Source organism: Vibrio sp. V42_P2S4T144 (genome assembly GCF_009904715.1).
GTDB lineage: Bacteria > Pseudomonadota > Gammaproteobacteria > Enterobacterales > Vibrionaceae > Vibrio > Vibrio alginolyticus.
In genome coordinates, this window is sequence record NZ_WXWS01000492.1 from 1 (window position 1) to 12,074 (window position 12,074).

Sequence of the window (12,074 nt, forward strand, 5' to 3'; positions counted from 1 at the left end):
CCTGCTTATAGAACAAGATGATATTACGCTAGATAAACTTCAAGTTTTACTTGAATACAACTTCTTGTATCGAGAAACAGGTGGTGTGCAGTTTTGTGTGAATCCAACACGCAAAGACGTTGTTCTTCAAGTTGCTATCGCGGCTGGAAGTGAACTCACCAACATTGCTAACTTAATCATTCAGTTGAATGAATTAGTTGATACTTGGGTACAGTTATTTCAAAACAACACGGTTGTAGATTTTAGCCAAACAGACGTACACGCATTTATTCAAGTTTAAGGCATCACACATGGTCAATATTAATACATCGCACATGCACTCGTTGAGTCAGTTAACGTCACATTTGGCGACACAAAATCAAGCTGACGACAAAGAGGTTCGAGCACACAACGGCAAAGATATTTTTGTTAAAGAGGGTGCACCAAAAAATAAAAGTATCAGCGCGCGTATTAGCCACCAGAATAAAGCGAAAGATATTGTAGTGAACCTGCTTACTAAGCAGGGTATTCCTAAAGATGTTGCGAAGCTCATGCTGAAAAATGTGTTGAACGGTGAAAACAAGTTAACGCTTGGGAGCCTGAAAAATCTTGAGAGATTGTCGTCTGGTCCTAGCTCAAATTGGCCCACTGCACAAACGGCAGCCTCTTCTTCCAAAACCAATAAAGCCTCATCGAGTGTCGCGCTTATCAACGAACATAAAGCCAACCTTCAAAAGCTTGGTGATTTTGCCTGTACGGACTTAAATACGTTCGGTGTTAAGGGGTCACAGTTTTATGAAACAAAAGGAAAGCCACGACTAAAAGAGCTTCACGCGGATCAAGCGCGAATCATGCAAGATCACAGAGCGACGATGTCCGCAAACGGAGTTCAAGCTGCAGCACAAAGAGGAACCGCACCGCAATTAAGCACTCTACAGAACATTGCTAAGGCAGTACAAACCGCGAAAGCCGGCTGCTGTACTACATTTGCCTTTGCTGCCGCCGCTGAGATGATTCAAGGCATGTCAGGAACACCTGAAAGTGAACCCAAAGTAGAAGTGGTTGCGTTTAAAAAGGGTCATTCAGGTACACACCTTTATGTACTGGTTGGTCGACAAGAGGGGAGCGACATAAAAGATCCATCAACGTGGAGTAAGGATGTGAAAATTGTTGACCCGTGGGCGACATCTGCATTCGGTGCACCAATGTTTGGAGATGCACAACGACCACCTGTTTCGAATATGTTCCCGCCAACAGAAGTCATTTTTGATAGCCATAAACTGGGTTAGTCAATCTGCAAAAGAAGTGAGCAAATACACCATGCTAAGCATCTAACCTTTATTGAAAGAGCAGCTCTGAGCTGCTCTTTTTTATTACTCTGGCAACTCGATTTTAGAGCGAGATTTCTGCGGAAAACCTCACAATGAAGGCGAAAAAGTGACAAAAATAAAGCCATTACCGACATCGTTCAATCTGCAATCGTTGTTCAATAGAGTTATTGAAACAAAAGGAAAAAGTTATGAACACGATTCAACAACTGCTCTTGGAGTTTTGCCAACTCAATGAGTTGCCCGAACTGAATTTTGAAGAAAATGAACGTTGTCAGCTACTGGTCGATGATCGCTACATGTTGTATTTCATCGCGACAGATACGGATGATTTGATGTTGTCTGTAACGTTCGGAGGGTTAGAAAAATCCGGTGAACAACGACTAAAAGGTTTAGAGCTTCTTGCTCATGCTAACTATCAAGGAATTGGTAGTGGCAGCCTCGCACTTGCTTTAGCTCCAAATGGTCGACAGCTTGTCTTAGCAGGACGTAAACCCGTTGAGCATCTAAATACGACGAACCTTACCGCTTGGTTTCACGAAGTTATTGAACAGGCCGAGCTGTGGCAAGCGCGTTTCGCAATGTTGGATCAAGCGATTCCAACCACCTCTAATCATGAACAAGCTCATGTTCAATCACTTCGTGTGTAGGAGAGAAAAATGGTTAATACAACACAAAAAATCAGCCAAAGCCCAGTACCTGATCTAGAACAGTTTCGTGCAGTTGCTGCGCAAAAAGATGACCGAGTGATCAGTAAAAGAGGTGAAGTAAAAGAACCTTCCACATTCCACAAAGGTCATAAGTTTGCTTCTATTCACGAAGGCGTATTGAGAAGCAAATACACTAAGTTTTTCCAAGAAAACATCAAAACTCACCTTGATTTAAAGCAGGCGCTACTTAAGCAAGAAAAACCTGAGGTTGCGCTGTTGGCTTACTCCCTAGTGAGTCCTTCAGGCTATCGCGGTGAGCCACTTACTGAGCGTAAAATCTTAGAAGTTGTCAGCCTATTGGATGAAATAAAAGTGAGCAGCGATACGTACCAGCAGCTTAAAAATACGTTTGATGCGATCAGCAAAGATCCGCGTATGCAGGTGAGTTTAGAAGCCCAGTATCCAGGAAAAATGGATGGCTTCGCTGCTGAACTGTTACAGATGGGCAAAGAAAAGCTAAAAGGTTCTGGTGTGAACGCCGTTATTAACTTGGCATTACCTGGCGTTGGCTTATTGATTTCTACAGGTCGAGAGCTGCACAAAGCGGCCGTAAATGGTGATGCTGAGGCTTACCATCATCAGTTAGAACAAATTTCACAGCTGCCAGGGCGAGATCAACGTCTTTCTATGCCGATGCAGCAAACCTTGGCTCAAGGTCATGCGATACTGTCGGCTGAAGGTGGCATTGGAGCTACGTTAGGTATGGCGACGGGGAGCCTGGGCACGTTCGGTGTTAGCTCTGTAGCAACGGTGGGCGTCACACCGATAGCAAAAGAGGCAATCGGTTCTGCGGCAACGACTGCTATCATGAGCGGCGGTGGCTTTGTGGCGAACCAAGCTGGGGCATACGGGTTAAATACGGAAGTAAAAGAGCAACTTATGCAAGGCGAAATGTCTGGTGTTTTACCTAGACTTGAAGTTTCCAATGCAAAAGGAGACTTTACCTTCAGTATGCAAGATCCGGCTTCTGTCCGCGCATTAATGGCGTACCTTGGTCCTAAGGAGAATACTGCAATGACTTCTCCTCAAGCGCCTAAAGAGGCACAAGAGATGGAAGCCGCGCGATTAACACTGAAAAAGATGTTGGGTTCAGAGCCAAGTGAGCACTTGGTTCCTGACGTAGACTCTATCTTGAAGCTAAGCCCAGAGGATGCACCAAGTAAAACCGAGTCTATTGCTAACGGGGCGTTTAAAAAACTGTTAGGAGAAGATTGGGATTGGCTCATGCCAGCTGTTCGAGCGATTGATAAAGGGGAAGCAAGTAAAATAAACGAAAAGCTAACCTACAAGCTCCCCCTAGATGCAGCAAACGGACGAGTTTATCTTGATAAATGCCCAAACCTGAGTGACGTCCAATTAGATGCGCTAGAAAAACTAGGCTCACCAAGTCAATTGCGATTGATGTACTTGGCAGAAGGCTGGGTGTAATTTCAAATGGTAAAGTAGGGAGTAGGTGCTGCTCCTTACTTTATCTACCGTCAGCGTTCCTTTTTGGGGCTGGCTAATATCGGTTGAATTTAACTTTTCGACTGAAGAAACAAACACACAAGTGTCAACGTTATACCAACCCAACCAATGAAAGAAATTTCTTCCCCAACAATCGCAACTGCTAGTGCTGCTGCGATAACAGGTTCAAATAGCGTGAGTATGCTAGCTCCGCTGGCTGTAACAAACCGTAGCCCAAACCCAAAAGCGACGTAACCTAACCCCATTGGAATCAAGGCCATGTAGAGCATGACCGTCGTATTAGTTGATGATGCAAATAGATTATCGCCCGTGATGAAAAGTGTTGGTAGAAGCAAAACTCCACCAATACCAAAAACACTTCCCATGGCCGTTTGCGATTCAATGCCGTGGTCAATCATAGCCTTTACTCCCCATGAGTAAATGGCGTACGTCAGACCTGCCAATAGGCCAAGTAATACACCCCAATGCTTCATATCCTGATCAAATAAGCTATTTGCGGATGACTCAGAAGCCAGCAACAAGGTAATGCCAATGACCCCGATTGCGAAACTCATCATCCAGCGCTTGGTTATGGTCTGATTTCGGCTAAAGAGGCACTCTAACAAAGCAGAAAAGAAAGGTGCAGTGGAGATAGAAACAACCGTACCAATAGCCACACCGGCGAATCGCATTGATGAATAAAAAGCCAGTGGGTAGGTGGCTAAGGCGATAATACTAACCAGTAACGTTTTCTTCTTATGTACGACTTTTCGAAAATCTCTCTTCAGTGACTTCGCAGACAGACATGCTTGCATAAATCCACCAATACCCATAGAAAATGCGCCAATGGCGAGAGCACTGACATCCGGTGCCAAGCTGGCAGCGGTGCCCGTCGTTCCCCACAGGGTTGAAGCAAAAAGTATGGATAAAGTTCCTAATTGATAGTCGGTGAAATGTTTTTTTAACACTGTAATTTCTACCTAGTGAATGGCTGTTTTAGGGTAGAAAGAATAAAAGAAAGCGATAGAGATTTTTGTGCTGAAAAGACGGAATACTTGTTCCAGAAGACTATTTTAGTGACTATCGGGAAAACTCTCTAGGAGACATACCAAAATGCATTGAAAACCGTCGACTAAACGCGGAAAGGTCACTATAGCCAACTCGTTCAGCTATCAACTGAACTGGAAGGTCTGTATGAGTCAGTAGTGCTTTGGCTTTTTCCATACGTTGTAGTGTAATGTACTTATGGACGCTTACTTTTAATTGCTCTTTAAAAAGCTTTTTAAATTGCGTCGGACTCAAGCAAGCGGCATTCGCTAACGAGGCAATGGTGAGTCGCTGATCAAGCTGCTCGGCGATCAAAACCTGTACATCTCGAATACGCGAATCTACGGAGCGAGACCGCTTTTGCTGCTCCAGCAACAGATAGAAGGTTGCAACCATTGAGTTTTCAATTTCATCATTAACCTGATACTCAAGTTGCTTTTCGACAAACTGGATAAAGCTCAGTAGAGGCGGGCTAATCGAAAACACAGCCACACTATTATCCATCAAATGAGTGGGCAAAGTGGTCATATCCGCAACAATAAAGCGTGATGACTCTTCGGCATTAAAACCGTGAGCACAACTTTTGGGGATGACTATGCAGTCGCCAACCGCCACCTTTCCGACATAACTATCCATATCAATATGTATGTTGCCCTGGAGAGGAAGCACCAGTTGATGATAATCACTATGAGTATGTCGGCTCATACGTTTCGTGTAGGAGCGAATGCTTAAGCTAGATTTCATAAAAACAACATACAGTTAAAGGATACCGCATTATAGCGTTGAAAGTATCGAGGTTGAAAGCTGGGCAGTTGTAAGCCCAGATCTTGAATGGGATGTGGTTTGTTAGTCCGCCTCGGACTCTAACGAAGCCAACCAACGAAGCACTTCCGCAGTTGCCTCAATAAGATCGCTTGGGATGTACTGGTCGACGTTACCGTCGGCGTATAGTGCGCGAGCAAGAGGGACTTTTTGCATCACAGGCACGCCTTCCTCTCTAGCGATTGCGACCATACGTTTGGCTACCGCATCGGTTTCCATCAAAGTGATGACGGGCAGGGGCGTTTCGCCTTTCTTGTAATAAAGGCCAACCGCGATATGTGTTGGGTTTGTAACTAATACATTAGAACGTTTAACGTTTTCGCGTTGATTGGAGGCTTGTAGCTCTTGGTGCAACTGACGACGTTTGCTTTTTATTTCTGGACTGCCTTCCATCTCTTTGTATTCGCGCTTCACTTCGTCCTTGCTCATTTTGAGCTTCTTCGTGTGATCAAACTTTTGGTACGCAAAATCTGCGGCAGCGATGACGATGAAACCTACCGAAGAGATAATCATTAATTGTTTAATCATGACGCCAGTAATGGTCGGGACACATTCTAGCCCACAAGTTGGAATTTGCATTAAAGCGTTGATGTTACCGCGTAATGTCACCCAGATAATGCAGGAAAGAAGAGAGACTTTAAGGATCGACTTGATAAACTCAATCACACTCTTGAGGGAAAAAATGCGTTTGGCCCCTTCGACGGGATTGATCTTTTTGATTTCGGGTTTAACGGACTCACCACTAAATAGGAATCCGAACTGCCCCATATTGGAAAAGATGGCGACGAGTGCAGCAACCAGAATAATCGGAGCGAGTAGATAGGCAATTTCTTTTGCGATGGCGATAGCGACATCGACTAGCGCATCTTGGAAACCCTGATAAGCAAGCTTACTTGGTAGGAGAATAAGCGCTGAGATGTGCGACATGTAATAATCGGCGAACGCAAACAGTACAATTATGAGCGCCAAAATTAATGCAGACGATACGATTTCTTGGCTTTTGGCAACCTGACCTTTCTGTCGAGCATCGCGTAACTTTTTTGCGGTGGGTTGCTCTGTTTTTTCTGCACTCATAAAGAATCCTAAGCGTTATTGCCAAATGGTATTGAGTTGTTCTGCGAATCGGGTAATGCCGTAAAACTGTACTTCAAAGTGATCCATCATTATTCCGAGATACACGATCAGTAAAACACTCGCGATGGCACTTTTTATTGGCATGGCAAGGAAAAAAACATTCAATTGCGGTGCAAAACGACTGATAAGCGCCAGACCAAACTCAGCAAGAAACATTGCCAACACTAGTGGAGCGGACATCAACACACCAAGCCACATAAGCTGTTCAAATTGCGCGTAGAAGAAGCTCACCCATGCGTCGCTAACGGTTGGGAAAAAGTCCACGATCGGCCAAGATGTATAGCTTTTGAATAACGCATAGATAAAAGTGACAAAGCCCCCGCCAGAGAAGAACAGGGTAATCAACGTTTGGGTCAGTAATACCGCTGTTGGTGTGGATTGTGAGCCTAGCGTTGGGTTAAACATACTTGCCATGGCAGCGCCACGTTGGTTGTCGACCAGAAAACCGGCCGCTTCTATCGCCCAAAAGGGGATAGCAGCAACAAACCCTATCAATAGCCCAATTAATACCTCCTTACCCAAAATCATTATCAGCCAAATGCCGTCGGTTTCTGCGGGCAAGCTTTGCTGATTAATCATCGGAAATATAAACAGTGCGAGTGAGCAAAGCACACCATTTCTCACCATGGTGCCGCCTAGCATTTGCTTGCTCAAAATAGGCAAAAAGATGAAGCACGCCATTAACCGAGGTAACGTCAGGCTGTACAAAAATAAAGCCTGGTGTAAGTCGTGATAACTCATCGTATTTGAGGAATTTTATCCATAGCAAGCGAGGCGAAGGCGTGGAGCTCTGCCCCTAGCCATTGCGTTGTGACGAACAGCGTAATAATGACCGCGATAAGCTTGACCACAAAGCCTAACGTTTGTTCTTGGACCTGAGTTAACGCCTGAATAAGCGACACCAATGTACCAACCAATGCTGCGACTAAAATCGGCGGTAATGACAAGTACAACACTAGGGTTAATGCTTGAGTCGTGAAATGAATGATTTCAGCAGAATGCATACTTTCTCCGTGATTAACCGTAACTCAACACTAAGCCGTGGGTGAGCTTTGTCCAGCCGTCAAGCAAGACAAAAAGCAACAATTTGAAGGGGAGGGAAATCGTCATTGGCGATACCATCATCATCCCCATCGCGAGTAGGATATTCGACACAATTAGGTCAATAGCGATGAACGGTAAGTACAACAGAAAGCCAATTTCAAAAGCGCGAGTAAGCTCGCTGACGGTAAATGCGGGCAGTAAGAGCAATAAACTGTCCGACTCTAAACGGTCTACGTACTTCTGTGGCCACAATGTGCGTGCAGCATCAGTGAAGAATATGGCTTCGGTTTCCCGAATATGCTTTTTCAAAAATTCTCGATAAGGCTGTAAACCGCTTTCAATGAGGCCTTCTACACTTGCAGAATCTTCAAGGGAGATATCATGCTGCTTTACGTAGTCGTAGGTTTCAAACCCGACGGGAGCCATGATGAAAATTGACAAAATAATAGCCAATCCGTAAAGCGCCATATTCGGCGGAATTTGCTGTACACCGAGAGCGTTACGCAACAGTGAGAATACAACGGCGAGTTTCACAAACGACGTCGCCATCATGGCGATAAATGGGATCAGTGCCAGCAGTGCTAAGCTGACAATGAGATTGAGCTCGTCGGGTAACTGGATCATGCTGGCTCCTGCGTGCCACCGAACAGCTCCAGTACGCGCACACCTAAATGTTCGTTAACATTAACCAGTTCACACTCACCAATGATTTTGCCGTTGGCACGCAATGTTACCGGCTTAGATACAGGCTGGTTTAGCTCGAATACGTACCCTGGCTGAAGCTGGTTAAGCTGCTCTAGCGTGATGGTTTGATGGCCGATATCAAACGTGAGTTCCACAGGCAGTTGCTGGTGGTCGGTTAACATTTCTGAAGTGTTTACGTCATTCATATTGGTTTCTTTTTCCATAATGTGAAGAGTTTGGTCATCCAGTTGGCAGCGCCAGAGATTCTGGTTAGATACTTGAAAAATGGCTTGTTGCTTGGCGATGTAACCATCGTCAAAAAAGATGACATCTCCCAGCTCGAGCGAATTAAATTCGCTTAACGTCAAATGGGTCCTTCCAAGACTTAACCACACAGGTAAAGCGAGGTGTCGAGCTTGTAGAGCAGCGCTGTTTGGTAGCGCATCCAACAACACGTCTGATCCTTCGCTAACCCACAAACAAAGAGAGCCGTTAGGCTTATTGAGGGTTAACATTAAAGTATGCTCTTGGGCCTGGCTCGCCTCTAACGGCTGTAGTTGACTAAGAATGGGTAACTGACCAAATAGCGCTTTGATTGCCTCACTATGCGGTTCTATCTGTGAGCTCAAAAGTGCTAACTGGAGGGAGTTAGGCAGGGACTCAAACGCAGTAGCATTTAAGGTCGATTTCAGCCAATGTTGGAGCTGCGCACGAGAAAAGTCTACTTGTAGGGTTTGCCCTCCAATCAACGTGGTTAAACGGAACCCTTCAAATGAAGGGATTTGAGCAACAGTAATCGATACGCTCTGACCATCAGTCCCTTGGAAGTGGCACTGTTTTGCACAAAGTTGATTGCTGAGCGCGATACTTTCTGCATCCACTTTGGGTATTATTAACGGCGTCATAGGTCATTCTCCGCTTGCCATTCTTCATACACGCTGCGTTGTTGGCGTGAGTGTTGTTGTTCATGTTGTTGTTGATCGAGCTGTTGAGTTTGTTCGCTGATCGCTAAGCGAAGTGGCTGCTCACCGCAGAATCGGTTTAGCCGTTCAGCAAGATCTTGTCTAGCTTGCTGGCTAATAATGGAAAGGGCATGCTCTTGTCGAATCGTCACGCTATACCCTTGAGCGTCCAACTTGATGTGGATTTCGCCACCTTTTAATTGTCCTTCACTTAGAAACAGCCGAACCTCTTTGTTGTCCGATGCGGTTGGCAGAGCAACATAGATTTTGTCCACCAATTGCTGGAGTAATTGGTTTACGTCTCGCGTTGGGCTTGGTTGAGCCTGCGAAGCAACACTTTTTAGGATGACATCGCCTTGTGTTACCGCACTTGCAAAGGGTTGAGAAGGTACTTTTTCTTCATCCGTTTTCACGGCGACTAGTGCGCTTTTCGTCACGATTTTTTCAAGAGGCTTGGTTTCAGGCAGGCCACCAGTTTGGTCTGATCGTTTGCCTGTATTCTGTAGCGGCGGAGTTGCACGCTTATTGTGCGTTTTTTCAGTTTGCCTTTTCGTTAAGCCAACAATGTTAATCCCATCTTGAGCGAGCTCTGTCGCTGTCGCATTTTGGGGGAGCAAGCCAGATTCAAGCGTAGAGAGATACTCCGGCGAGGTATGTTTATCCATCGGCGTCGGTTTATCATCTTTCAAATGAGCTTGAAAGTGAGGATCAACACGCTCGGTAGAAGGGGATCTTAGAACTGTGTCGCCATCGATTTTTCCATCATGTTTAAGCAATTTATTGTTTTTGCTAATTATTTCTTCGCTATTTGCTGCGTCGTCTTGCGATTTCTCTATATCTCTCTTACTGACGACGTCACTTTGACCTTTTAAAGTGGAGATGTTTTTGTCAGCGTTGGCTTCTTGGTTCGATAGGTTAAGTTTCTTATCTAGACCTTGAGATGTCTTATGCCTTAGCGGTATGTCTTCTTCGCCAGTATGATTTTTTTGGGGATTCCCAACGATAGACTCCTTTCCCTTGCTAGGCTTCTTCGTCATTGCATGCTCGAATTGTGATTGAAGCTCGGCCTCCTTCTCGAGAGGCGCTTGTTCCGGCGTTGATTTGTGCAGCGTATTCGATGTTTCAGTTGTTGGGGTAATGCGCATAGTGAACCTTTAGATAATGTCGACAGTGCGAAACTCTTCCTGTTCGAGTTCTTCTTGGTATTGCCTTTCTCGCGATTTGTCCGCGACTTCTTGTTGCTGCAACTGAACGAATTTTTCTTTGGTTTTATGGGCTTGTCGCGCCTCTTTTTGCTTTTCTTTAAGTGCCGAGCGTTCGATTTCAAGCGCTTTTTTTGACTCGGCCACACGTTGTTTAAGTTCGGCTTCTCTCTCTCTTAACAACGCGATTTCTTGTCTTAATGTTTCTAGCTCTTTGAGAACGAGCGTTTGTTGTTTTGCTTTAGCAAAACGTCGCTCTTCTTCTTCCTTGCGCCAAACGTGATAGTCCGCGACAGAACGTTCGGCCTTTTGAACCTGTGCTGCGGCGTTTGACACTCGGTATTCTTGACGCTTGACGGCTTTATCCGCACGGTCAGCGCGAATTTTTTTGATTTCTAATAAGCGTTCTATCATTGTTTCACCATCCCTTTAAGTTGAGCGATAGCGCCATCAAGATCGCTTGGTTCATGAGTGCCTTGGCGTAAAAAGGCGCATATATCATCACTTTGTGCAATGGCCATATCCGCTCGGCTATCTGCGCCATGTTGGTATTCGCCAATTTTGATTAGCAGTTCAACTTCTTCATACTTAGCTAACATTTCGCGAATATGAGCAGCAGACGCCTGATGATCGGATTCAACGATTTGATTCATCACTCGGCTTGCTGACCGAAGTACATCAATCGCAGGGTAATGGTTCATTGCGGCAAGTTTACGCGAGAGAATGATGTGCCCATCTAAAATGGAGCGAGTTTCATCCGCGACAGGCTCTGTCATGTCGTCACCTTCCACCAACACGGTGTACAGTGCTGTAATTGATCCTTTGTCTGATTGTCCAGCTCGTTCCATCAGCTTTGGCAAAGCGGCAAAAACGGAAGGCGGATAGCCACGTCGTGTTGGTGGCTCGCCTGCGGCTAGTCCAATCTCCCTCTGTGCGCGGGCGAAACGCGTTACAGAATCCATCAGCAGTAGCACGCGTTTACCTTGGTCACGAAAATATTCTGCGATAGAAGTGGCAACAAAAGCGGCTTTGGCGCGCTCCATTGCTGGGCGATCAGAGGTAGCGACCACTAAAACCGATTTGGCCATTCCTTCTTCGCCTAGGTCATGCTCAATAAACTCGCGCACTTCGCGTCCGCGTTCACCAATTAAGGCGAGAACGGTCACGTCAACTTCTGCGGAGCGAATCAGTTTAGCCAGTAGGGTACTTTTACCCCCGCCAGCCGCTGCAAAAATACCCATGCGCTGACCTTCACCACAGGTCAGTAGCCCATCAATGGATCGAACGCCAAGAGAGATTGGCTTTTCAATCAGTTTACGTTGCATTGGTGGTGGCGCATCGCGATAAACAGGATACCAAGCACTTGGTTCCTGACTCTGCGTACCATCGAAAGGACGCCCAAGCCCGTCAAGCGTTGTACCTAACAGGTGGTCGCCAACACCCACTTCGTGCATTTTGCCCATTGGGCTTACTTCTGTATTTGAGGAAATCCCAAACATATTTCCTAACGGGGTGAGCAAAGCGTGATGCTGCTGGAAGCCAACCACTTCCGCTAACAAAGACAGAGTTTGATCGGGATTACGCAACTCACACAGTTCACCTACACGAACGCCAGGGACGACAGCTTTGATAATGGTGCCGGTGACTTGTGTAACGCGCCCGCGAATTTGGATCAAACGCGTGTGTTTAATCGCAGATTGTTGGATATCAGTGATG

At 45.7% G+C, this 12,074-nt stretch carries 14 protein-coding genes; 4 read left to right on the top strand and 10 right to left on the bottom strand.

Features of this window, described 5'->3' with window-relative positions:
* The 4 genes from CAG68_RS16270 to CAG68_RS16285 all read left to right on the top strand — a co-directional run.
* Positions 1-280 (top strand): type III secretion system chaperone (locus tag CAG68_RS16270; protein WP_161441371.1); only part of this gene is annotated, 280 nt, incomplete at its 5' end.
* Between the two features lie 10 nt (positions 281-290).
* Entirely contained in the window at positions 291-1,268 is a 978-nt protein-coding gene (gene vopR, locus CAG68_RS16275; protein WP_054579503.1) for a type III secretion system effector VopR, read from the top strand.
* A gap of 230 nt (positions 1,269-1,498) precedes the next feature.
* Complete coding sequence (locus CAG68_RS16280) at positions 1,499-1,957, top strand: CesT family type III secretion system chaperone (protein ID WP_005387141.1); 459 nt, start codon at positions 1,499-1,501, stop codon at positions 1,955-1,957.
* Between the two features lie 9 nt (positions 1,958-1,966).
* A complete protein-coding gene (locus tag CAG68_RS16285) occupies positions 1,967-3,445 on the top strand; it encodes a hypothetical protein (protein ID WP_005387135.1) in 1,479 nt (492 codons plus the stop codon).
* Between the two features lie 89 nt (positions 3,446-3,534).
* On the opposite strand, the gene CAG68_RS16290 is transcribed toward CAG68_RS16285, so the two are convergent.
* The 10 genes from CAG68_RS16290 to vscN all read right to left on the bottom strand — a co-directional run bounded on the left by CAG68_RS16290 (position 3,535) and on the right by vscN (position 12,073).
* Complete coding sequence (locus CAG68_RS16290; RefSeq protein WP_373920823.1) at positions 3,535-4,437, bottom strand: DMT family transporter; 903 nt, start codon at positions 4,435-4,437, stop codon at positions 3,535-3,537.
* 106 nt (positions 4,438-4,543) lie between these two features.
* Positions 4,544-5,254, bottom strand: coding sequence for a helix-turn-helix domain-containing protein (locus tag CAG68_RS16295; RefSeq protein WP_053350338.1), 711 nt, complete (start codon positions 5,252-5,254; stop codon positions 4,544-4,546).
* A gap of 102 nt (positions 5,255-5,356) precedes the next feature.
* Positions 5,357-6,406, bottom strand: a complete 1,050-nt coding sequence (gene vscU / locus CAG68_RS16300) for a SctU family type III secretion system export apparatus subunit VscU (RefSeq protein ID WP_086046792.1) — start codon at positions 6,404-6,406, stop codon at positions 5,357-5,359.
* A gap of 15 nt (positions 6,407-6,421) precedes the next feature.
* A complete protein-coding gene (gene sctT, locus CAG68_RS16305; RefSeq protein WP_031778955.1) occupies positions 6,422-7,207 on the bottom strand; it encodes a type III secretion system export apparatus subunit SctT in 786 nt (261 codons plus the stop codon).
* The gene (gene vscS / locus CAG68_RS16310) at positions 7,204-7,470 is read right to left on the bottom strand and encodes a SctS family type III secretion system export apparatus subunit VscS (RefSeq protein WP_005377227.1); all 267 of its coding nucleotides are present in this window, start codon (positions 7,468-7,470) and stop codon (positions 7,204-7,206) included. The genes sctT and vscS overlap by 4 nt, the downstream gene beginning before the upstream one ends.
* A gap of 13 nt (positions 7,471-7,483) precedes the next feature.
* The gene (gene vscR / locus CAG68_RS16315) at positions 7,484-8,134 is read right to left on the bottom strand and encodes a SctR family type III secretion system export apparatus subunit VscR (RefSeq protein ID WP_005377232.1); all 651 of its coding nucleotides are present in this window, start codon (positions 8,132-8,134) and stop codon (positions 7,484-7,486) included.
* Entirely contained in the window at positions 8,131-9,099 is a 969-nt protein-coding gene (gene vscQ, locus CAG68_RS16320; protein WP_017634547.1) for a SctQ family type III secretion system cytoplasmic ring protein VscQ, read from the bottom strand. Before vscQ ends, vscR begins: the two co-directional genes overlap by 4 nt.
* Positions 9,096-10,301, bottom strand: a complete 1,206-nt coding sequence (locus CAG68_RS16325; protein WP_053307012.1) for a type III secretion system needle length determinant — start codon at positions 10,299-10,301, stop codon at positions 9,096-9,098. Before CAG68_RS16325 ends, vscQ begins: the two co-directional genes overlap by 4 nt.
* A gap of 9 nt (positions 10,302-10,310) precedes the next feature.
* Entirely contained in the window at positions 10,311-10,772 is a 462-nt protein-coding gene (locus CAG68_RS16330) for a type III secretion protein (protein ID WP_054728535.1), read from the bottom strand.
* On the bottom strand, positions 10,769-12,073 hold the full coding sequence (vscN, locus tag CAG68_RS16335) for a SctN family type III secretion system ATPase VscN (RefSeq protein WP_337250517.1): 1,305 nt from the start codon (positions 12,071-12,073) through the stop codon (positions 10,769-10,771). Before vscN ends, CAG68_RS16330 begins: the two co-directional genes overlap by 4 nt.
* Position 12,074: the final 1 nt, after the last annotated feature.

Coding starts and splice junctions, on each gene's coding strand:
- vscS (WP_005377227.1), bottom strand. CDS start 7,470: ATGCATTCTGCTGAAATCATTCATTTCACGACTCAAGCATTAACCCTA.
- CAG68_RS16295 (WP_053350338.1), bottom strand. CDS start 5,254: ATGAAATCTAGCTTAAGCATTCGCTCCTACACGAAACGTATGAGCCGA.
- CAG68_RS16280 (WP_005387141.1), top strand. CDS start 1,499: ATGAACACGATTCAACAACTGCTCTTGGAGTTTTGCCAACTCAATGAG.
- CAG68_RS16285 (WP_005387135.1), top strand. CDS start 1,967: ATGGTTAATACAACACAAAAAATCAGCCAAAGCCCAGTACCTGATCTA.
- sctT (WP_031778955.1), bottom strand. CDS start 7,207: ATGAGTTATCACGACTTACACCAGGCTTTATTTTTGTACAGCCTGACG.
- vopR (WP_054579503.1), top strand. CDS start 291: ATGGTCAATATTAATACATCGCACATGCACTCGTTGAGTCAGTTAACG.
- vscQ (WP_017634547.1), bottom strand. CDS start 9,099: ATGACGCCGTTAATAATACCCAAAGTGGATGCAGAAAGTATCGCGCTC.
- vscU (WP_086046792.1), bottom strand. CDS start 6,406: ATGAGTGCAGAAAAAACAGAGCAACCCACCGCAAAAAAGTTACGCGAT.
- CAG68_RS16330 (WP_054728535.1), bottom strand. CDS start 10,772: ATGATAGAACGCTTATTAGAAATCAAAAAAATTCGCGCTGACCGTGCG.
- vscR (WP_005377232.1), bottom strand. CDS start 8,134: ATGATCCAGTTACCCGACGAGCTCAATCTCATTGTCAGCTTAGCACTG.
- CAG68_RS16325 (WP_053307012.1), bottom strand. CDS start 10,301: ATGCGCATTACCCCAACAACTGAAACATCGAATACGCTGCACAAATCA.